The sequence below is a fragment of the Rhizobium sp. WSM1274 genome (assembly GCF_025200775.1).
In the GTDB taxonomy this organism is placed as follows: domain Bacteria; phylum Pseudomonadota; class Alphaproteobacteria; order Rhizobiales; family Rhizobiaceae; genus Rhizobium; species Rhizobium leguminosarum_I.
Window position 1 is genome coordinate 2,527,310 of the sequence record NZ_CP104138.1, and the last position, 19,175, is coordinate 2,546,484.

Genomic DNA, 19,175 nt, shown 5'->3' on the forward strand with positions numbered 1-19,175 from the left:
ATGGCGCGCGAAGACACCGAAGACGCCATTATCGCCTACAAGTCCATTCTGGCGCAGATTATCGACAACAGGCCATCCGGCACGCGCCAGCGCCTGGCGACGGCGCTTGGAAAACATCGCAGCTTCGTCACTCAGATCACCAGCCCGACCTATGCAACGCCGCTGCCGGCGCGCCATCTCGCGACGATCGTCCGCGTCTGCCATTTTAGTGCCACTGAGGAGGAACGTTTCCTCGAAGCCTATCAGGCCGCCCATCCCGGCAAGCTGCCGGACCTCGGCCATTCCGAGAAATTGCGGCACCTTTCGCTGATGGTGCCCGACTTCGGCGACGACAGGAAAAACCGCCTATTGGAAGAGGCGATCTCCGATCTGGTGCAGAAGATCGTCGCGATATCGGGTGCTGAATGACGAGTGCGCTGGTTGACGTAGCGTAATACTTTTGGCCTTGGGAGGGGCTTGATGAAGAAGTTCATGAACACTGCGGAAACCATGGTCGCCGAAAGCGTCGAAGGCTTCGTGCGCGCCCATGAGGCCTTGGTGGTGTTCGGGCCCGAGCGCAGATGCATCCGCCGCCGCCATCTCACCGCTGGCAAGGTGGCGCTTATATCAGGCGGCGGTGCCGGCCATGAGCCGATGCATATCGGCTTCGTCGGCCAAGGCATGCTGGATGCCGCCTGCGTCGGCCATATCTTCACCTCTCCGACACCGAGCCAGATCATCGCCGCGATCGAAGAGGCCGATACCGGCGCCGGCTGCCTGCTCGTCGTCAAGAACTATGACGGCGATCTGATGAATTTCGAAATGGCGATCGAGATGGCCGGCGACCGCCACAACCTCGACATGGTCGTCGTCAGCGACGATATCGAGACATCAAGGTCCGGCGAAGGTAATGGCCGGCGCGGTGTTGCCGGAACGCTGATCGTCGAAAAACTCCTGGGTGCTGCGGCCGAACGCGGCATGTCGCTGGCCGAATTGAAGCAGCTTGGCGAGGGATTGAACACACGCATCCGCTCGATGGGTGTCGCGCTGAACGGCGTGACGGTGCCGCAGACCGAGCGCACGACATTTTCGCTGGGGCCCGGCGAGATGGAAATGGGCGTCGGCATCCATGGGGAACCCGGCCATGCCAGGCAGCTCTTCGCCGCCGCCGACGCGATCATCGGCCATCTCTGCGAGACCATCGCCAGCGACATCGCAGTGACGCCGGGCGCGAAAGCACTGCTCTTCGTCAACGGCCTCGGGGGCACGCCGCCGGCCGAACTCTACCTCGCCTATGCCGGCGCCCGCCGCTTCATCGAGGAACGAGGCATCCCGATCGAGCGCTCGCTTGTGGGAACCTACGTCACCTCACTCGATATGCAGGGACTGTCCGTCACCCTGGCTTTGTTGACCGACGAGGAGATCGCACTCTGGGACGCGCCGGTGGCGACGGCGGCGCTGCGTTGGCCATGACCAGTAAGCCGGGCGGCGCAAGACTCTGCCTCTGCCAGCCGGCAAAAGCGTACCATCGCCCGACGCCGTCACTCGCCCCGCAGAACCATTGTCTCCTCGCCTCTATCGGCCGCGCGCCGCGCCCGGATGGCGGCGGCGATGAAGACGCGCGAGAGGCCGTGATAGAGGGGCTCGCGGGACAGCACGCGCGAGGTGATATAGCCGATCATCGAGACGGCCATGATCGGAATGACGGCCTCATGGTCGCCGGTCATCTCCAGAATGATCACGAAGGCGGTCATCGGCGCCTGCACCACGCCGGCGAAATAGCCGGCCATCCCGAGGATGGCCGCCAACGCGATGCTGGTGCCGAGCAGCGATCCGACCGTGCTGCCGAAACCGGCGCCGACCGCAAGCGAGGGTGCAAAGATCCCGCCCGGAATGCCTGAAATCATCGACAGGAAACTGGCGGCGAGTTTCTCGACAAAGAAAAGCAATGGCAGGGCGTGACCCTCGACGGCGCCCCTCGCCTGCTCGTAACCGGTGCCGAAGGTCGCGCCGCCGGATGCGACGCCGATGATCGCAACGGCAAGACCACAGAGCCCGGCAAGCGCCAGCATGCGCCTCAGCGGCTGCGGCTGCGCCCAGCGCCGGATACGCTGCCCGAAATGCAACGCGAAACCGCTGAAGGCAGCACCCAGCGCGCCGCCGCCGACGCCGCAGACGAGAACCAGTCCCCAATCTCGCGCGACGGTCGGCGCGGCCGAAGCAAAGCCGAAATAATTGTAGCTGCCGGAGAGCCCGAGAGCCGCGAGCCCGGAAAGGATGACGGCCGTCAGCACCAGCCCGTTGGCGCGCGATTCATAGGTGCGGCTCATCTCCTCGATCGCAAAGACGATACCGGCAAGCGGCGTGTTGAACGCCGCCGCGATGCCGGCGGCCGATCCGGCAAGGATCAGCCCACGCGCCTGCGCCACGCCACCGAAGCGGGCGACGGCGAGCATGATCGATGCACCCACCTGCACGGTCGGCCCCTCGCGGCCGATCGAGGCGCCGGAAAACAGCCCAAGCACTGTGAGCACGATCTTGCCGAAGGCGATCCGCAGCGACAGCAGCCGCGTGCGGTCGGCCTCATCCCTCAGGTGCCTGGCGGCGATCGCCTGCGGAATGCCGCTGCCTTGCGAATTGGGAAAGAGGGTTGCCGCAAGATAGGCCGCCACAACGAAGCCGAGCGGCGTCAGCATCAGCGGCAGAACGAATGCCCATTCCCCCGAGGCAGTCAGGCTGCCGAAGGCCTTCTGCGCGAGATCGGCGAGTTTTGCGAAACCGACGCTGATCACCCCGATCGCCAATGCCCCACACCAGAAAACCAGCCTCGGCCGCCAAAGGGAAAACGAGCCCCAGAAAACACGGGAGCGGCGCAGAAGCTTGGATTTCCTGATGAGAGAGGGCAAGGAACGTCTCTATTCCAGTTGCGGCATTACAAGCAAGCGATGATATATACCAGGTTTCATTGCCCACGGATGGCAGCAAGGCGAGCGCAGGCCCGCTATGTCGCCGAAGAATACCTGATTCCTTAGCGCGCGTAAGGGCACCGATGGACGCAGCACTTGCGGCGAGCAGACCCATCGGCGGCGGCTCCCTTGGCGCCACGCTCACGGATTCCAGCCGCCGCTGCCATAGGGACGCGTGATGATTTCAAGCAGATGGCCGTTCGGATCTTCGAAATAGACACCGCGCCCACCGTCGTGGTCATTGGTCTCATCGGGCTTCCGCTGACCGGGGTCAGCCCAGTAGCTCAGGTTCCGCTCGCGAATTCGGTTGAATATCGCCTCGAATTCAGCGTCGCCGACGAGGAAAGCGTAATGTTGGCGAACGATCTGACCTTCCGTTTCCATGTAGTCGAGATTGGCGTCGTTGTCGGTTGTGACCATGTGGAACGGCCCCCAGCGCCGCGGCGCCGGCAATCCTAACATATCGGCCAGGAAATCTGCCGAGGCCTTGCTGTCGTGAGCCGACAGGATGGTATGATTGAAGTGGATGGCCATAGTGGTTTCTCGCAAATGGGGAGCTGCAAACTCGATGGAAGCTTTGCCGGTTAACACCCGCGGCCGCCTCTTGTTCCGAACTTCGACCGCGCCTCTCCGCCTTCAAATCTCTTTCGAAACGAGGTAAACTCCATCGGTGGAGGAGCCGCGACAAATGGCACGAAACACGCTCCCCATGCGCTGGAATTCCGGGGACCACGAGATCGGATGGGTGGCGGCATGAACGAGGCGAACGGCAATTTGCGCGACACTTCAGGCGCCGCGGTGCGGCCGCCGATCGCTTGGGCGCTGACGGTCATCGCCGGGCTCGCGCTTAACTGGCTCTATGCGCTGCCGTTCATGCCGGCGGCCGTGCCGGCTGGCGTGCTCGGCGGCATCGTGTTCCTTGCCGGCCTGGCGCTACTGATCTGGGCGGCAGCAACCTTCCGCCGGGCGGGGACACAGGTCCAGCTCAGCCGGCCGACGACGACGATCGTCGACGAAGGCCCCTATCGCTTCACGCGCAACCCGATCTACATCGGTATGTTCCTCGGCCTCATCAGCCTCGCCGTCGCCTTCGACAGCCTGTGGCTCATCCTCCTGTTGGTGCCGTTCTACCTTGTCATCCGCTACGGCGTGGTCGCTCGCGAGGAGGCCTATCTCGAGCGGAAATTCGGTGACGTTTATCTCGCCTACAAGGCCCGCATCAGGCGGTGGCTGTAGCGAGACGAAGAAGCGTCGACCTGCTGAAACCCGAATGACGGAAACGGGTCGAGACACGACCCTCGCGGCATCATGGCCATCGCCAAAGCAAGCCGGCGAACGCCATGGCCGCTTCGCCGGCCGCTGGGGTCAGTTCGTATTCTGCCCCGCCTCGATGATCAGCCGGGCGATCTCGTCAGGGTGGGAGATCAGCGACAAATGGCTGGCCTTCACCTCTATCGTCTTCGCCCCCATGCGCTTGGCCATGAAGCGTTCGAGATCGGGATTTATCGTCCGATCCTCGGTCGAAACGGCATACCAACTCGGCTTCGAACGCCAGGCCGCCTGTGTCGTCTTGCCGGTCAGCAGCGCCTTTTGAAACGGCTGCTGCACGGCATAGAGAATTTTCGCCTTCGCCTCCGGCAAGTCGCCTGCGAAATCGCGCAAGAAGGCTTCCTCGCTCAGCCGACCTTCGTCGCCGTCGAACACGATGCCGGCCGAAGCCGGCGGCGTCGGAAAGGTCTTGGCGAGAGCGGTATAATCCTCACCTGCATCAGGCGCCCGCGCCGCCACATAGACGAGCGCCGAAACATCAGGGTGCACACCGGCCTCGGTGACCATCATGCCGGAAAACGAATGCCCGACCAGAACCGTCGGCCCATCCTGCCGGTCGAGCACCCGCTTCACGGCAGCGACGGCCTCGGGCAGCGTCGTCAGCGGGTTCTGCACCGCCGTGGCATTGAGCCCAGCCGCCTGCAGGCGCGCGATCACCTCGGTCCAGCACGAGCCGTCGGCAAACAACCCGTGCGCCAGCACGACGTTGCGCGCCTTAACGGGAGCGGATGTCGCGGCCATGCCGCGGGTAGCAAGCAGAGAAGCGGCGGCGCCGGCAACTAGGGCAGCCGAGAAGGTCCGTCTGTTCATCATCATGATCTGGTTCCTTGTGCGTCCGGTGGTTGCTGAAACCGTTGCCGACAGGGTGGCGATAAGAAGGCCCGACATCAAATCTCCAAAGCTCGCGATGGCCGAGCTTTGATCGGGAAAGTATCGGAAATTAGCTCCAAACGCGTCATCTCTTTTTGCTGCAACCAAAAACCAGTTCGCCGCCCCGACACTGGCCGCCGCTCCGGAAGCTGGGGGCGACGGCCGGATAGGCTGTCCAAAAACAGCAGTCGAGTCAATTGCGATTTAATCGGATACGATATATATAAGTCCTAGCATTCAGAACCTAGTAGGATAAACCCATGCCCGCATCTAAAACCGCAAGACAGACTGGCAGTCCCGCGCCCGCCTCCCCGCCAGCGGGCAAGGAAGGCCGAAAACTTTCGAATTTCCTGTGCTTCGCGGTCTATTCGGCAAATCTCGCCTTCGGCCGCGCCTATAAGCCGATCCTGGACGAGCTTGGCCTGACCTATACCCAATATATCACCATGGTGGCTCTCTCCGAAGAGGATGACCAGACCGTCGGCGCATTGGGGGAAAAGATGTTCCTCGAATCCAACACGCTGACCCCCATCCTCAAGAAGCTGGAGTCGAATGGTTATATCACCCGTCACCGCGATCCCGCCGACGAGCGGCAGGTGCGGGTCAGCCTGACGCCGGCGGGGCGCCAACTCGTTGAAACCGATCCCGGCGACGCGCTGATTGGCGCCATCGGTCTCGGCGACGACTTTCCCGTCGTGCAGAAATCGGTGACGACGCTGCGCGACAACCTGCTGCGGTCAACGCAGGGCGAACCGGGGAAATCGTGATCGCGGCATCAGTCGCCTGATCCCGCTTGGCTCTATTGCCGCAGCGGCCGGAACGCCGTCCTAAGCTCGGCAGTGAAAGCCATCGGCTGTTCCCAGGCGGCGAAGTGACCGCCCTTCGGCAGCCGGTTATAGTGGATGAGCTTCGGATAGGCCCTCTCCGCCCAGCTCTGCGGCGCCTGGTAGATCTCATCGGGAAAAGCACTGACCGCCACCGGGATCTTGATGCCCCTGGGGTCGAAGATCCCGCCCGACGGATGGTGCGCATTGTCCCAATAGAGGCGTGCAGAGGAGATTGCTGTGTTCGTCAGCCAGTAAAGCGTGACGTTGTCGAGGATATCGTCCTTCGTCAGCCCCTCGGGCTCTCCGTCGAAAACGCGGGCGATCATCCGGTAACTGCGGATGTCGTGATCTAGCATCCACGAAGCAAGCCCGATCGGCGAGTCGACGATCCCGTAGAGTGTCTGCGGTCGGTTGTTCATCTCGATGGCATAACCCAGCCCATTCTTGTAGAAGTCGTCGAGCTGATCGAAGGCGCGCCTTTCGTCCGGCGAAAGGTCGGCTGGCGGCATGCCGCCGGCGGCAAGAACCTTGGCGATGTCAGCCGGAACCGTGGCCGCCATGTTCGTATGGATGCCGAGCAATCCGGGCGGCTCCTGCACCGCCATCAGTTCGGTGACCGCGTTGCCCCAGTCGCCACCCTGCGCCACGAACTTCGTATAGCCGAGACGTTGCATCAGCGTCACCCAGGCGTGCGCGATGCGTGGCGGGTTCCAGTTCCCGACCCCGTCGGTTTCCCGGAAAAGCCGTAGCCCGGCAAAGACGGGATCACCACGTCAAATGCGTCCGCTTCGCTCCCGCCATGCGCTGTCGGATCGGTGAGCGGTTCGATGATCTTCAACTGCTCGATGATGGAGCCAGGCCATCCATGTGTGACGATCAGCGGCAGCGCATTTTTATGCTGGGAGCGCACGTGAATGAAGTGAATATCCAGCCCGTCGATCTCGGTGATGAACTGCGGCAGCGCATTGAGCCGCGCCTCCATCTTGCGCCAGTCGTAATCCGTCGCCCAATGCTTCGCGAGTTTCTGGATCGTCGCGAGCTGCACGCCCTGCGTATCATCCGCGACGGTCTCCTTGTCAGGCCAACGGGTGGCCGCGACGCGCCGGCGCAGATCGTCAAGCTGATCCTCGGGGAAATTGACGCTGAAGGGGCTAAGCCCGTCGCCGTTTGCCTGAGCGCTACGCGTCCCGGCAAGCATGCTCATGGCTCCGGCGGCGGCCGTGGCGGCAAGCAGCTCGCGCCGTGTGGGCGTTGATAGGGATGTGGGTGGCATGACGCTCTCCTCTCCGTTTGATCTGTTCGGAAACGGACGAAGATCGACTGACCGACCTCGTTCGCATCAGCAGGTCATTCGCGTCTGTCCGGGGACTATGCTCCCAGGCAATGTCGGGGGTCAACCTACCCGGTCAGGCTATGCCTCGACTGTCTCGATGGACGACTGGTCATTGCAAAGAGCCGTGGTTGCGGGCAGCATCGGCGCGAGATGATGAGGAAAGGAGAATGCATGCCCGACATCGCGATGGGCGTTTTGAGCCGGAACGGAACCGTTCTTCTGGCCAGGCGCAGTTCCGAGCGCAAGGTGCACCCGGATCGCTGGAGCCTCCCGGGCGGCCATATCGAAGAGGGCGAAGACGCTGAGACGGCGATGTGCCGGGAATTGATGGAAGAAATACGCGTGACGCCGGAGCTCTGGCAGTTTGCAGGACGGTTCACCTCGGAAGACCAGCCCGAAGCATCCGCGACATTCCATGTCTATCACGTCGATAAATGGCAGGGCCAGCCGCGACTTATCGGTGACGAACACACCGAGCTCAGATGGTTCACCGCCATCGCGACAAAAGAAGCCAAATTAGCGCCGCCTCAGCTCACTGAAATTCTCGCAAACCTCGCCGTACGGGAAACAGGCACTCCCGCTTAGGTTTGTTGGCGGTCACCACGTCTCGCCGGTTGAACGGGTCAGCGCGCATGATGCTGGACGTTGGAAAGCGCACCGGCCTCCATAATCTCGGCCGCCTTGGCATAACCGCCGCCCATTCCGTCGAGGAAATGCAGGTGCGAATCCGGGCTACCTGATGGCACGAGACAAGTCATCAGCGCATGCGACTGGCGGTGCAGTCCGAAATTGATCTCGCCGCGCGCCCTTGCCGGAGCGAGGATCGCTTCGACCCTGTCGATCTGTTCGGGCGTGCAGTCCAGCGTCAGGCGCAAACCGTCATCGAATTTGCGGAAATCCGAATTGGCGGTAACCTCCGACCAGCGTTTCGCATCGACACGCTTGCCGCTGCCTTTGGGCATGGCAACATCCCTGGCGATAGCCATATCCACGGGAACCGGATGACACCGGTGCGACTGCGCATCGAAGACGGCAAGCACGCGCTTTGCCAGCGCCGCAAAAACCTCCGGGCTCGTATCGTCATTCGGCTCCACCAGCAGCGACAGGATCTCGCCCCGCTGGCTCGGGAATGGCGTCCAGTCGCAGCTCAGCCCGGTCAGATCCGGCTTCGTCGCGTAGCGTCCCGGCTTGACCAGATACCGGCCGCTCTTGATCTGCTGCTCCGCCCATTTGAGCCCTCCCCCTGCAAACATCGCATAGGTCGCGTTTTCCGAAGCCGCATAGCGCGCAACTCTTACGTCGCGCCCACTATTGCGGATTTCGCGCACGGTGAGCAGCCCGATACGAAGGGTGAGATCGAGATCGCTTCTTGCAAAGCTCGCGACCTGCCGCAACGCCGAGGTCGCGGCCATGATGCCGTGCGGCGGCAAGGCGAATGCCGCCCCGTCTCCACGAAACACGAAGGGGAAATTGAACGAACCCCAGGCATTGCCGAGAGCGGCGATAACAGATGCACCTGCGAAGTTGACATCTTCATAGCGTCCCGACTTGATCGCCGGCGTCGAGTTGACGACGTCGGTGATGCCGATCAGCCAATCCTCGGGCAGCGGCTCATAGGCGGCTGGGTCGAGCACGAGCGAAAACTCGTCATAGGCCTGGTGTGGCTGGGCATGGCTATTGATCATGGCATGTTCTCCAGATCGGCAAGGTTCCGGTGCCTGCTACCTCAGGAAGGGGTCTGCCGGCCGATCGGCAGGCCCTCCCTATCAAATCCTCGGGCGGTGAGGTCCGCCCTTCCCCGCTCAGACAAGCGTGGTTTCGACGTCGATATTCCCGTGTGTCGCCTTGGAATAAGGGCAGATGCCATGGGCCGCCTCGATCAATTGCTGCGCAATGTCGCGATCGATGCCGGAGAGGCTGACATTGAGGCGCGCCCTGAGGAAAAAGGAGCCGTTGTCGGCGTTGAGAGTAATCTCCGCATCGACCTCAGGGCTGGCGGGCAGCGTGATCTTTCTCTGGGCGGCGGCAAGTTCGATGGCGCCGATATAGCAGGCCGACCAGGCGATGCCGAACAGGTTTTCGGCAGCCGGATGCGGTTGCGGCAGCTTGATGTCGATCGTGCCGTCGCTGCTGCGTGCGGAGCCGTTGCGGCCGCCGGAGATGTGGGTTCTGCCGGTAAAGAGAAGCTTCTCGGTCATGGTGATATCCTTCGGTTCGATTTACTACGCATCCGATTAAATCGGATGCGCTCTAATACGCCGCACCAAAACCGATGTCAACACTATTCCGATTTAATCGGATGCGATTTATTTCTCAGGCCAAACTCATCACATCAAGGTAATCCTCAACGGCAGCTGTGCGAGCAGGCCGACCCGCTGCGCAAAGTCACGTCTTGCCTGGGAACAGAGCCCTCTATAGGCTCTGCCGGCAAGCGCGAGGTGGCTCTCATGAAAAAGCCCGGAGAGATGCCATGTCCTCCATAACGGCAGACAATGCGGGACAGTATGGCGACAGCCGGAAGCTCGCCGCGCGGGCTCGACTGCATAGCCAATACACCATCGCCGAGACGGCCTGGTTTCCATGGGTTGCCGCGCAATTGTCCCTGAAGCCAGGCGATCGTGTCCTCGATGTCGGCTGTGGGCCAGCCTTGGTTCTGGGCGGCAACGGCAGGTCTGCTGCCGGCGGACCTTCACCTGACGCTCGCCGACCTTTCAGCCGGTATGGTCGACGAGGCAATGGCGCGTTGCAGCGCACTGCCATTCGGCTCCGTCCGCGGCTTGCCAGGCCGACGCCGCCGCGCTCCCCTTCGAAGATGACGCTTTCGATGCCGTGGTCGCGATGCATATGCTCTATCATCTGCCCGACCCGGCCGCGGGCATCGCGGATATGTCAAGAGTGCTCAGGCCGGGTGGCCTGCTCGCGGTCACAACCAACGGCGCCGGCAATATGCGCGAGATCTACGCGCTGACGACCGTATTCGGCAGTGCCCCATCCGATCCGGCTGCCGAAGCCTTCGGATATGACGCTGCCGAACGATCGATGCGGTCGCAGTTTGGAAACGTGACCACGTCGCAGCATCCGGCAAGCCTGAAGATCACTGAGCCCGAGGATGTATTCCTGGCGCTCACCTCCTACCCGCCGGGCGATGGCGCCCGCGAGCTCCAGCTTACCAAATTCCGTCAAGCCATTGCCGATGCCTTCAGCCAACGCAACGGCGTGCTTGAGGTCCGCAGGGAGACCGCGCTGTTCCTCAGCAGAAAGGCGGCCTGATCCGTATCGCGGTGTCTGCTGCGCCCTTACGACCGCGGCCGGCCGTCGTCGAACAGCGCGGCAAGCCACTGGTAGTATCGTGGCTGCTTCTCCCGCATCTGGTTGCGCGAATAAGGTGGCCGATCGATGTCGCCGAACAGGTAGACGCTGGCCGTGACCGCGAAGAATTCGTGACCATTGCTCATCATGTAGGAATCGCCCGGCCAGACCCGCTTGCCGATATCGAAGAATTGCGCGACATCGGTATTGCCGAATCCGCCCGGAAGCATCCGGTCGTGATAGGCATGCAGAAGTTCATGCAGGATGATCGGCTTGTCGGGCGCAAGACTTTTGACGCGCAGGTCGATGCCGGTCTTGCTGCTGTAGTGGCCGGGCCCCGCTTTTGCGGCGGCGGGGTTGGCCCAGATCCTGATCGTGCGCATGAAGGTGAGGACATCGGGTTTCAGATTGACATGCTCGACGATATCGAGCTGCCGCTTGACCGTCGCGGCCATCTCCCGATCGGGCTCCGCGCCCTTGGCGTTGGTGAGATCGACCTGCCATCCGTGATAGGTGAAAACCAGCGGATCGGCCCCCGCCGTTCCCGTGGCCGCGATCATGAAGATGATGGCGGCGCAGAGCGCCAGGATTTTCGAAATCGGTCTCATGGCCGCTCCTCAACATGTCCCACGCGGACTGTTGCACAGGCAAACTGAAGGCACAATCACATCATGTCGGCCAACCTGCAGTTAACTAACCGCCACTATCCGTTCACGCCTCCACGCCCGAACGCATGCTCTGGAAGAAATCGACAAGCGGCCGCGGCGCCTGGTCGTTGAAGCACATGTCGAGGCCGGCGGCCAATTGTGCGGCCGCATCTTCGCTGCGGGGAAGCATCGCCGCTTCGTAGGAGGCGAGTGCTGCCTCGATATCATCCCGTCAGCAATGATCGCCTGCGCCGGTTCCGCGCCGTCGAGCATCGCCAGATTGGCTCCTTCGCCGGCAAAGGGCGACATCAGATGCGCGGCATCGCCGATCAGCGTGAGGCCTGGCCGGCGCTGCCAGCGGTGGCCGAAAGGCAAGGCATAAAGCGGCCTTGCGATCAACGGCGCCTCGCTTCTGGCGATGAGGTCGACGAGCGAGGGATGCCAATCGTTGAAACGCTCCAGCACGTCCTCGCGCAGGCCAAGATGGGTTGTGCCGAAGCCGCCGTGCAGCCGCTGCTACGGATGTATCGGTCAGCAATGGCGGATCACCAGGAGATCCCGGCGCGCCAGCGCTCAGACCTTTTCTTTTTTCCTGATTTTTTCTTTCGGTTCTACTGGTGCATCGGGCGTCGGCGCCAACAGCTTGCGCAGTGACGAGATCTTGTCCTTCACCAGTGGCCGGAAACGCGTCGCGCGATAGGGCATGTCGGCCGCCCCATAACCTTCCGGCCCATCATCATTGCCGCGGTTGATCTCCGCGAGCTTCACCCCGATGAAGGTGCCGTCGATATAATGGGTATATTCGCCCACCCAGCGGATCGTATAGATCTCGCCTTTGCGGATGAGCTGGTCGATGCTGACATGCTTGAAGGTATCGTTGATGCAGACGACCTTCTGGCCGACATGGAAATCATAACTCATGGATCAAACTCTCGAAACGGCAATCCGCCTGGCCGATCTATAGCGTGCCCTGCGGCGGGGATGAACCGTTTTCTCGTAGCCGGGCCCCGATTGCTGCGGCACCAGCCGCACCCATGCCGCACGCTTAAAGGTGGCATGCATCAGTCGCAATAGGCCTTGCCGCTCTTGCGGGAGCGAAGATCGAAGTGGAAGTGGTTCCAGTGCTCCGGATTGCTGCCCGGCCCGAGTACGGTGTTGAAATAGCGGCAGCTGTCGCTGCGCACCGCCTTCAGGAGCCGCCCCTCGCGCAGCGAGAACAGCCCCTTCTTGCGCACGTCGATCTCGTGGCCGTTCTTCAGCACGAACTTGCCGACGTCGATGGCGTTGCCGCGGGCGTGTTCCGACATGGGATTGTATTTCTGCCGGCTGTTGTTCATGCGCCGGCAGGAATAGCCGCCGAGCGGCTGGATCGTCTTGATGCCGCTCCAGTAGCGATAGCGGGCGGACGGTGCCAGCTCGTTCTTCACCCATTTGGCGAAAGCGAGCGTCACCTGGCAGTTCAGCGTCACGGCCGGGCGCACGCCGATATTGCCGGAAAGCCCCTTCAGCGACACCGGATAAGGCACCTGGCAGGCCGGCCCGTTCGAAATCGGCGGCTTGTCGTCGAAGAGGACGCCCATGCGCTTCAGCTCGCGCCGGCAGGCAAGCTCGGAGGACGGCATGACGCTGGGATCGACGGGCGCTGCCGGCTCACTCATCATCGGATTGTTCGGCCGCAGCATCGCGACCTCTTCGCTCTCGTCCTCTTCGGGAACACGGGTCGGCGCCACCACAGGGCTGCCGTCGTTCCAGGCAGGCGCCCGGCTCATCTGTGCCTCGGCCGCGGGCTGCGGCATTGCCTGCTGCGGGGGCTGGCGCATGGGCTGGTTGAGCTGCGTTGGACTATCGGTGCCGATGCCGTCGACAACCGGCTCGGTGGCGTTGCCCTCGGCGATCTGCTGCTGTTGTTCCTGCGCCAGCCCGACAACCGGCTCGGCCCCGAGATCGTCATCCATGTTGACGCCGCCGGACGGGATCGCAAGCACCTGCGTGCCGCCCCAGTTCTGGTTCTGCTGCGCTAAGGCCTCGTCGCTGTCGATCATCGGCAGCTTGCCCCGCCGCGCCTGTGGTGCGGCTTGGGCGGCATGGCCGGTGCCGGCAAGGTTTGGCGTATCGAGATAATCGACCGAGCCCTGGCTATTGCCGACGGGCGCGCTGGAAACCGGATAGGAGGCCTGGCTCTCCACCGGCGCCATGCGCACGGCAGGTGCCATGCGCGCTGCCCCCCGCGACGGCGAGATCGAGCTGACCCTAGTGCCATTGTCGACATTGGCCGGCGGCACCAGTCCGTCGCTGATCGAACAGGTCGTCAGCGCCGCCGAGAGGATAACGGGCAAAAGGGTTCGCCGAGGAAAGGAAACAAACGCCATACTCTTATCGCTTCCGCAGGCTGGCTGGGCAGTGACCGAAAAAACTCACTCCAAATTTAATAAAAAACGGTGAACGAAAGCTTACCCGCGCAATCTGAAGGCGATGAACGCGAAAAGGCCGCTCTCGCGGCCTTTTCAAGGTTGAGTCACGAGGCCCAGCGCAGTTTCGCGCTGCGCGAGATCGGCTACCTGTTCGTGAAATTGATCAGATCGGCCATGGTGAAATGACCCGCCACAGCGCTCGGCAATGTCGGCCGCCACTTCGGCCATTGCGCCAGGAACGAGTGGCGATCCTCGCGGATGAGGCCGGCGAGGACCTCGGCAATGATCGTGCCGCCGACCGGTCCGAGATGCTGGCTATTCCCTGCTATCTCCGCCTCGCGCAGGATGTAGAACCACAGCGGCGCGTTGCCATTGAAGATGCCGGGATGATCGATCAGCAATTTGCCACGCGCCTCCTTCCTCTCGGCATCCTCGCTGTCGAACAGTTGTTCGTCCGACAGCGCCTCCATTTCCATGTGGCGGGCGACTGCTTGGCCGGAAGGCAGTCCGAGGCGCCAGCCGCGCAAAAGGTTCAAGGCGGCGAGCGCCCTGTGGGCCTTGATCGGCTCCTTCTGATGATCCGGCAGGCTGGTCAGCGGATCGACCAGCAGCGTATCGAGCTTGTAGGAGGGCTGCGGCAGAACGGCGCCTGGAGGCGGCTCTCCTTCCGGAGCGAGCCCGTCGAAGAAGAAGGCCCAATCAATTGCCCAGCGGTCGGGCAGCTCGCGGAAGCCATTCAAATTCGCCAGCGGTTCCTTCGCCACATTGGTCAGGGAAAAGACCGGAATGCGATGGAACGTCGCCGTCTTCCCGTTGAAATCCTGCTCGGAGGGTCTCGCCTTCGTCACGATCCTGTTTAGAGAGTAGCTCGGCCTCACCATCGTATGGCCATATCGGTAAGCCGCGACCGAGAATTCGACCGGGATGAAGGCATAGCGGCCCTGCGGATTGTAGAAACGAATATTCGGTTTTTCGCCCCTGCCGACGATGACGTGCTCATAGGTCTCCTTGCCGACGATGCGGGGCAGGAAATCATGCAGGACGATCCACTGGTAATGCCAGCGGACCGTCTGCTGACAGAGCTCGAAATCGCTGGTGCCGAGCGTATCCACCACCTTGTTGTGAAATCTGAGGAAGGTGGTGTGGAGCTGCGAGACGATCAGGTTTTCGTCATTGCGCTTGTCGCCGAGCAGCGCGCGGCGGATCGGGGCACTGTTCCTCGGCAGATCGGGGCGGTTGTTTCGCGCCTTGTCGAAATCCTTGTCCGTCCCGAGCAGCATGTGAAGCTCGTCGTCCTCATAAAGGAAAGGCTGGTCCGATGGCCCCGAGCCATAGACCGAATCCAGATCGAGACGCGGCGTGCGGAAGTCCTGCAGGGCATCGGGATCGTTGAAGCGATCGAGCGACGAGGCCGGATCGAAGGTGATATCATGATCGAGAAACTGCCCGAAATAGGTGAAACCGGCAGGGATCGCCGGATTTTCGTCTTCAGGCTCCCTCTCGTTGAGCGCAACATCGACGGGCTCGTGATCCTTGATCTTCTCCGCGAACTCCCCCTGGAACATCGTTTTCGCGAGATCGACGAGCGCCGCTTCGGTAAATGCGGCGGACGGCAGGTTGCGGAACATCCTCCCGAACCTCTGATCGCGAACGCTCGATTGCGCGACGTTATCCATACCTCTCACAGGCGAACCATGCTTGCTCTGAGCCATTTCGGGCCTCCCTCGGTTTGCAAAGCTGGAATGCGATTACGGAAAAACCCTGGAGGTTTCCGGCAGCGGAGTGATTGAGGGCAGCGGCATCGATGCGGACGACTGCAGGCGGCAAAAGGTCGGTTTCATCGATCCCCGATGCAGGGGAACAGGCAGCGGCCATGCCAAAGCCGCCGGAACTGTGGTCTCGGATATTTAGAGAAATTGGAGAATTGTGTTGGCTTCCGTTACGGTAGCTATCGCTAGCTTCGAAATGCCCTCGTCCCTCAAGTACAACCTGAATGAAGCATGTCAGCAGAATAATTGCAACGACATTCGCTTACTGATTGAATATGCTTCTTTTTTACCAAGAACTTCCGCAACGTATAGTTCTCTGAAAAGCTTGGAATTGCGGCCAAGGTCGATCGTCAATAGTCGGGAGCGAGTATAGAGGAGAGCTGCAACGACTATGAATGCTGACAAAGTCCGCCTACCTCTTCTCCGTCATCCTCGGCCTTTGTTGTACGGCCTTGATACATAGCTGACAGATGCTCGGGACAAGCCCGAGCATGACGAAAGAGGAGTAACCGGCTCAACGAAAAAGAGCCGTCGCGACGGCTCTTTTCCTATGCGGTTTAATTTGGAAGTGCGGGCCGTTCGACATCGCCGACAGGCCGTCAGTACGTCTCACGCAGCCCGCGTGTAACGCTGGGCCTGAGGTTCGCCGCCGCGCAGGCGGAAATTCGCGAGTAGCGTTTTCAGCTGGGTGCTTTCGTCGGCAAGAGTCCGGCTTGCCGCCGTCGTTTCCTCGACCATCGCGGCGTTCTGCTGTGTCATCTGGTCCATATGGTTGACGGAGCTATTGATCTCGTTCAGCCCGGTCGACTGCTCGCGCGCCGCCGTGGCGATCGACGCGACGTGATCGTTGACCCGATTGACCAGCGCCTCGATCTCCAGCAGCGCATCACCGGTCGAGCGCACCAGCGCCACGCCGCCCTCGACTTCGGCCGCCGAGCGGCTGATAAGCGCCTTGATCTCCTTGGCTGCATTGGCGGAACGCTGGGCAAGTTCGCGCACTTCCTGGGCGACGACGGCAAAGCCGCGGCCCGCCTCGCCGGCACGGGCGGCCTCGACGCCGGCATTCAGCGCCAGCAGGTTGGTCTGGAAGGCGATTTCGTCGATGACCGAGATGATCTGGCTGATGCGGTTGGAGGATTCCTCGATCCGGCCCATCGCGGTGACCGCATTGCGGACGATCTCGCCGGATTTTCCGGCGCTCGCCTTGGTCTCAGTCACCATCTTGCGCGCCTCGTTCGCGCGCTCGGATGCGGTCTTGACGGTCGCGGTGATCTCGTCGAGCGCTGCCGCCGTCTCTTCGAGTGCGGCCGCCTGCTGTTCCGTACGCTTCGACAGATTGCCGGTCGCCTCGCTGATGTCGGAAGCACTTTCGTTGACGACATGACTCGATTCGGCGATCGCATGGATCACGCCGTTCAGCGCGTCGACGGCGGCGTTGAAATCGCCCCTCAGCTTGGCGTAATCCTCGCCGATATCGCCGATCGCAACCGTCAGGTCGCCGCCCGCAAGCTTCTCCAGCCCGACGCCGAGCGCCTGCATCGCTTGGGTTTGCCGCTCGGAGGCCGAACGCAGACTTGCCTCGTTGCCGCGGCGCTCTTCTTCGATCTGGCGCTGCCTTTCGTCTTCCCGCCCTCGCAGCGCCCTGCGCTCGTCGACGGAATCGCGCAGCACCAGCAGCGCCTTGGCCATCTGGCCGATCTCGTCGCGGCGGTCGCTGCCGGCGATCTCCACAGATGCTTCTTCGGCCGCAATCGCGTTCATTGCCGCCTTCAGCCGCGCGATCGGCACTGTCACGCTGCGCACGATGGCATAGGCGATGGCGATTGTCGCGGCGGCGCCAAGCAGGCAGAGCAGTGCGGCCCAGATCGCGTTCTGGCGATAGAGCGCGGCAAGGTCATCCGCATAGACACCGGTGCCGACGATCCAGCCCCAGGGCTCGAAACCGGCGACATAGGAATATTTCAGCACTGGCTGGTCGGCGCCCGGCTTCGGCCAAAGATAATCGACGAAGCCCTTGCCGTCCTTCTTCACCTTGTTGACAAACTCGACGAACAGGAACTTGCCGGTCGGATCCTTCATCTGGGAGATATCGGTACCATCAAGCTGCGGCTTGATCGGGTGCATCACCATCGTGGGACGCATGTCGTTGATCCAGAAATAACCGTCTGCGCCGTAGCGCATCGCGCCGATCACGTCCTTGGCGGCGGCCTGCGCCTGTTCGCGGGTCATCGTACCCGCCTGCTCCATCTTGTAATATTTGTCGAAGATGCCGAGCGCCGTGGCATCCATTTGCGCCAGCCCCGCCTTCCGCTCCGCTTCCAGCTCGGAATAGGAATAGTTCAGAAAGAAGACCATCGTAGCCGCGAGCACGGCAAGCGTGAATCCGACGAGGCAGTAAAGACGGGTGGAAATCTTGACGTTGCGCATGAGGTTCCCAGCGATTCTTGTAAGTGAGATCAATCCCATTCTGAATTGCCGGAATTACTGGAGCGTAAAGCTTAATTAGAAGATTATTAAATAACGTAAGGTCAGACCAAAGCGGCAGAAATCAACCGTTTGAAATCAAACGAAATTTCAATCCACAACGGCTGCAACATTTTTCCCGTCCGCTACCTTCAGCGCTCCGCCTTGCCATCTTTTACAGCCCACGGCCTTTGCATTAGGGTGCTCCTCAGTGAATCGCCGGCCCATGGCCCGCATCAGATGGAGAACCCTTGATGACCGATGCCGCCAAGCCGAGAGGCGAACTGACGCTCAGGACGCTTGCCATGCCCGGCGATGCCAATCCGGCTGGCGATATCTTCGGCGGCTGGGTCATGGCGCAGATGGACCTTGCCTCAGGCATCCGTGCGGCCGAACGCGCTAAGGGTCGTGTCGTCACCGCCGCGGTCAAGGAGATGGCCTTCGAACTGCCGGTCAAGATCGGCGACACGTTGTCGGTCTATACCGATATCGACCGCGTCGGCCGCACCTCGATCACGCTCTGCGTCGAAGCCTGGGCGCACCGCGCACGTTACGCCAAGATGGAAAAGGTCACAGCTGGCACCTTCATCATGGTGGCGCTCGACGAAGAGGGCAAACCGAAGCAAGTCGCCGAGGAGTGACAGGCCAAGGATCGAAAGCATGGAAACTGTCAGCTCGCCGGAGGTCTTCCTTCACATCAAGGTGGTGATGGGCATGGTCATCAGCCTTTCGCTCGCCAGGGTGCTCACCGGCCTTGCCGGCATCGTCCAGCATCCCGCCAAGGCGAAAGTCTATGCCATCCATCTCGGCTGGGCGCTGTCGATGTTCCTCTTCATCATCCATATCTGGTGGTGGGAATATCGCCTGCAGGCCGTGCCTGCGATCGGCTTTGGCATCTATCTCTTCCTGATCTGCTTCTGCAGCCTGTTTTTCCTGCTTTGCGCCCTGCTCTTCCCCGCCTCGCTCGACGAATATGGCGGTTACGAGGAATATTTCATCTCGCGGCGCAAATGGTTCTTCGGCATCCTCGGCCTCACCTACGCCGTCGATATTCTCGACACGGCGATCAAGGGCCATGAGCGCATCCTCGCGCTCGGCTGGGAATATCCCGCGCGCAACATCATCTACATCATCCTCTGCGCCATCGCCGCCTGGACCCCCAACCGCCGCTTCCACGCCACCTTCGTCATCGCCAACCTGATCTACCAGGTCAGCTTCATCTTCAGGCTTTATGATGTTTTGGGGTGAGTTGCGGTCGGGCGCAGCCCGAGC

The 19,175-nt window shown here is 61.7% G+C and carries 18 protein-coding genes and 2 pseudogenes; 8 read left to right on the forward strand and 12 right to left on the reverse strand.

Translation table 11 applies throughout. From position 1 onward, the window contains the following. Both N2600_RS12745 and N2600_RS12750 read left to right on the forward strand, forming a co-directional pair. Positions 1-408 carry a hypothetical protein gene (locus N2600_RS12745; protein ID WP_010001912.1) on the forward strand — a complete coding sequence of 136 codons (408 nt, stop codon included), beginning with the start codon at positions 1-3 and terminating at the stop codon, positions 406-408. A 51-nt stretch (positions 409-459) separates the two neighbouring features. Then, positions 460-1,452 (forward strand): dihydroxyacetone kinase subunit DhaK, encoded by a 993-nt coding sequence (locus N2600_RS12750; protein WP_170280861.1) that lies wholly within the window; start codon positions 460-462, stop codon positions 1,450-1,452. Positions 1,453-1,520: 68 nt separating this feature from the next. Here N2600_RS12750 and N2600_RS12755 read toward each other — a convergent pair whose 3' ends face one another. Together N2600_RS12755 and N2600_RS12760 are read right to left on the reverse strand one after the other, a co-directional pair. Then, on the reverse strand, positions 1,521-2,885 hold the full coding sequence (locus N2600_RS12755) for a chloride channel protein (RefSeq protein ID WP_260111041.1): 1,365 nt from the start codon (positions 2,883-2,885) through the stop codon (positions 1,521-1,523). Positions 2,886-3,086: 201 nt separating this feature from the next. Beyond that, complete coding sequence (locus tag N2600_RS12760) at positions 3,087-3,479, reverse strand: VOC family protein (protein ID WP_163881872.1); 393 nt, start codon at positions 3,477-3,479, stop codon at positions 3,087-3,089. Positions 3,480-3,698: 219 nt separating this feature from the next. Here N2600_RS12760 and N2600_RS12765 point away from each other — a divergent pair, with 219 nt between their 5' ends. Then, positions 3,699-4,181: a methyltransferase family protein gene (locus N2600_RS12765; protein ID WP_222279221.1), complete on the forward strand. Its 483-nt coding sequence runs from the start codon at positions 3,699-3,701 to the stop codon at positions 4,179-4,181. Between the two features lie 129 nt (positions 4,182-4,310). Here N2600_RS12765 and N2600_RS12770 read toward each other — a convergent pair whose 3' ends face one another. Further along, entirely contained in the window at positions 4,311-5,090 is a 780-nt protein-coding gene (locus N2600_RS12770) for an alpha/beta fold hydrolase (protein WP_222279599.1), read from the reverse strand. 314 nt (positions 5,091-5,404) lie between these two features. Between N2600_RS12770 and N2600_RS12775 the strand changes: the two genes are divergently transcribed. Beyond that, a complete protein-coding gene (locus N2600_RS12775; protein ID WP_170262006.1) occupies positions 5,405-5,911 on the forward strand; it encodes a MarR family winged helix-turn-helix transcriptional regulator in 507 nt (168 codons plus the stop codon). A gap of 32 nt (positions 5,912-5,943) precedes the next feature. Here the strand turns inward: N2600_RS12775 and N2600_RS12780 are convergent. Continuing rightward, positions 5,944-7,244: pseudogene (locus N2600_RS12780) on the reverse strand (epoxide hydrolase family protein). Positions 7,245-7,475: 231 nt separating this feature from the next. On the opposite strand from N2600_RS12780, the gene N2600_RS12785 reads away from it, so the two are divergent. After that, complete coding sequence (locus tag N2600_RS12785) at positions 7,476-7,889, forward strand: NUDIX domain-containing protein (RefSeq protein ID WP_260296416.1); 414 nt, start codon at positions 7,476-7,478, stop codon at positions 7,887-7,889. A gap of 38 nt (positions 7,890-7,927) precedes the next feature. On the opposite strand, the gene N2600_RS12790 is transcribed toward N2600_RS12785, so the two are convergent. Continuing rightward, positions 7,928-8,989, reverse strand: coding sequence for a DUF3095 domain-containing protein (locus N2600_RS12790; RefSeq protein WP_260296417.1), 1,062 nt, complete (start codon positions 8,987-8,989; stop codon positions 7,928-7,930). Positions 8,990-9,106: 117 nt separating this feature from the next. Further along, positions 9,107-9,502, reverse strand: a complete 396-nt coding sequence (locus N2600_RS12795; protein ID WP_222279214.1) for an Ohr family peroxiredoxin — start codon at positions 9,500-9,502, stop codon at positions 9,107-9,109. A 272-nt stretch (positions 9,503-9,774) separates the two neighbouring features. Here N2600_RS12795 and N2600_RS12800 point away from each other — a divergent pair. Next, a pseudogene (locus N2600_RS12800) lies at positions 9,775-10,574 on the forward strand (class I SAM-dependent methyltransferase). A gap of 26 nt (positions 10,575-10,600) precedes the next feature. Here N2600_RS12800 and N2600_RS12805 read toward each other — a convergent pair. From N2600_RS12805 to N2600_RS12830, 6 genes are all read right to left on the reverse strand, one after another. Then, positions 10,601-11,221: a hypothetical protein gene (locus tag N2600_RS12805; protein WP_260108883.1), complete on the reverse strand. Its 621-nt coding sequence runs from the start codon at positions 11,219-11,221 to the stop codon at positions 10,601-10,603. 103 nt (positions 11,222-11,324) lie between these two features. After that, positions 11,325-11,450 carry a hypothetical protein gene (locus N2600_RS12810; protein WP_260108884.1) on the reverse strand — a complete coding sequence of 42 codons (126 nt, stop codon included), beginning with the start codon at positions 11,448-11,450 and terminating at the stop codon, positions 11,325-11,327. Between the two features lie 383 nt (positions 11,451-11,833). Beyond that, positions 11,834-12,181 carry a hypothetical protein gene (locus N2600_RS12815; RefSeq protein WP_012757920.1) on the reverse strand — a complete coding sequence of 116 codons (348 nt, stop codon included), beginning with the start codon at positions 12,179-12,181 and terminating at the stop codon, positions 11,834-11,836. 140 nt (positions 12,182-12,321) lie between these two features. Continuing rightward, a complete protein-coding gene (locus N2600_RS12820) occupies positions 12,322-13,629 on the reverse strand; it encodes an extensin-like domain-containing protein (protein WP_222279210.1) in 1,308 nt (435 codons plus the stop codon). 185 nt (positions 13,630-13,814) lie between these two features. Beyond that, positions 13,815-15,383 (reverse strand): peroxidase family protein, encoded by a 1,569-nt coding sequence (locus N2600_RS12825; protein WP_246709757.1) that lies wholly within the window; start codon positions 15,381-15,383, stop codon positions 13,815-13,817. Between the two features lie 666 nt (positions 15,384-16,049). Further along, on the reverse strand, positions 16,050-17,867 hold the full coding sequence (locus tag N2600_RS12830; RefSeq protein WP_260296419.1) for a methyl-accepting chemotaxis protein: 1,818 nt from the start codon (positions 17,865-17,867) through the stop codon (positions 16,050-16,052). Positions 17,868-18,157: 290 nt separating this feature from the next. On the opposite strand from N2600_RS12830, the gene N2600_RS12835 reads away from it, so the two are divergent. Beyond that, positions 18,158-18,544 carry an acyl-CoA thioesterase gene (locus N2600_RS12835; RefSeq protein ID WP_170262013.1) on the forward strand — a complete coding sequence of 129 codons (387 nt, stop codon included), beginning with the start codon at positions 18,158-18,160 and terminating at the stop codon, positions 18,542-18,544. 19 nt (positions 18,545-18,563) lie between these two features. After that, positions 18,564-19,151, forward strand: a complete 588-nt coding sequence (locus N2600_RS12840) for a hypothetical protein (RefSeq protein WP_017964756.1) — start codon at positions 18,564-18,566, stop codon at positions 19,149-19,151. The last annotated feature ends 24 nt before the right edge of the window (positions 19,152-19,175 follow it).

Excerpts from the sequence above, each read along its gene's own strand:
- N2600_RS12830 (WP_260296419.1), bottom strand. The coding sequence starts at position 17,867 with ATGCGCAACGTCAAGATTTCCACCCGTCTTTACTGCCTCGTCGGATTC.
- N2600_RS12805 (WP_260108883.1), bottom strand. The coding sequence starts at position 11,221 with ATGAGACCGATTTCGAAAATCCTGGCGCTCTGCGCCGCCATCATCTTC.
- N2600_RS12790 (WP_260296417.1), bottom strand. The coding sequence starts at position 8,989 with ATGATCAATAGCCATGCCCAGCCACACCAGGCCTATGACGAGTTTTCG.
- N2600_RS12815 (WP_012757920.1), bottom strand. The coding sequence starts at position 12,181 with ATGAGTTATGATTTCCATGTCGGCCAGAAGGTCGTCTGCATCAACGAT.
- N2600_RS12775 (WP_170262006.1), top strand. The coding sequence starts at position 5,405 with ATGCCCGCATCTAAAACCGCAAGACAGACTGGCAGTCCCGCGCCCGCC.
- N2600_RS12820 (WP_222279210.1), bottom strand. The coding sequence starts at position 13,629 with ATGGCGTTTGTTTCCTTTCCTCGGCGAACCCTTTTGCCCGTTATCCTC.
- N2600_RS12745 (WP_010001912.1), top strand. The coding sequence starts at position 1 with ATGGCGCGCGAAGACACCGAAGACGCCATTATCGCCTACAAGTCCATT.
- N2600_RS12810 (WP_260108884.1), bottom strand. The coding sequence starts at position 11,450 with ATGCTTCCCCGCAGCGAAGATGCGGCCGCACAATTGGCCGCCGGCCTC.
- N2600_RS12760 (WP_163881872.1), bottom strand. The coding sequence starts at position 3,479 with ATGGCCATCCACTTCAATCATACCATCCTGTCGGCTCACGACAGCAAG.
- N2600_RS12770 (WP_222279599.1), bottom strand. The coding sequence starts at position 5,090 with ATGATGATGAACAGACGGACCTTCTCGGCTGCCCTAGTTGCCGGCGCC.
- N2600_RS12785 (WP_260296416.1), top strand. The coding sequence starts at position 7,476 with ATGCCCGACATCGCGATGGGCGTTTTGAGCCGGAACGGAACCGTTCTT.
- N2600_RS12835 (WP_170262013.1), top strand. The coding sequence starts at position 18,158 with ATGACCGATGCCGCCAAGCCGAGAGGCGAACTGACGCTCAGGACGCTT.
- N2600_RS12795 (WP_222279214.1), bottom strand. The coding sequence starts at position 9,502 with ATGACCGAGAAGCTTCTCTTTACCGGCAGAACCCACATCTCCGGCGGC.
- N2600_RS12825 (WP_246709757.1), bottom strand. The coding sequence starts at position 15,383 with ATGGCTCAGAGCAAGCATGGTTCGCCTGTGAGAGGTATGGATAACGTC.
- N2600_RS12840 (WP_017964756.1), top strand. The coding sequence starts at position 18,564 with ATGGAAACTGTCAGCTCGCCGGAGGTCTTCCTTCACATCAAGGTGGTG.
- N2600_RS12750 (WP_170280861.1), top strand. The coding sequence starts at position 460 with ATGAAGAAGTTCATGAACACTGCGGAAACCATGGTCGCCGAAAGCGTC.
- N2600_RS12765 (WP_222279221.1), top strand. The coding sequence starts at position 3,699 with ATGAACGAGGCGAACGGCAATTTGCGCGACACTTCAGGCGCCGCGGTG.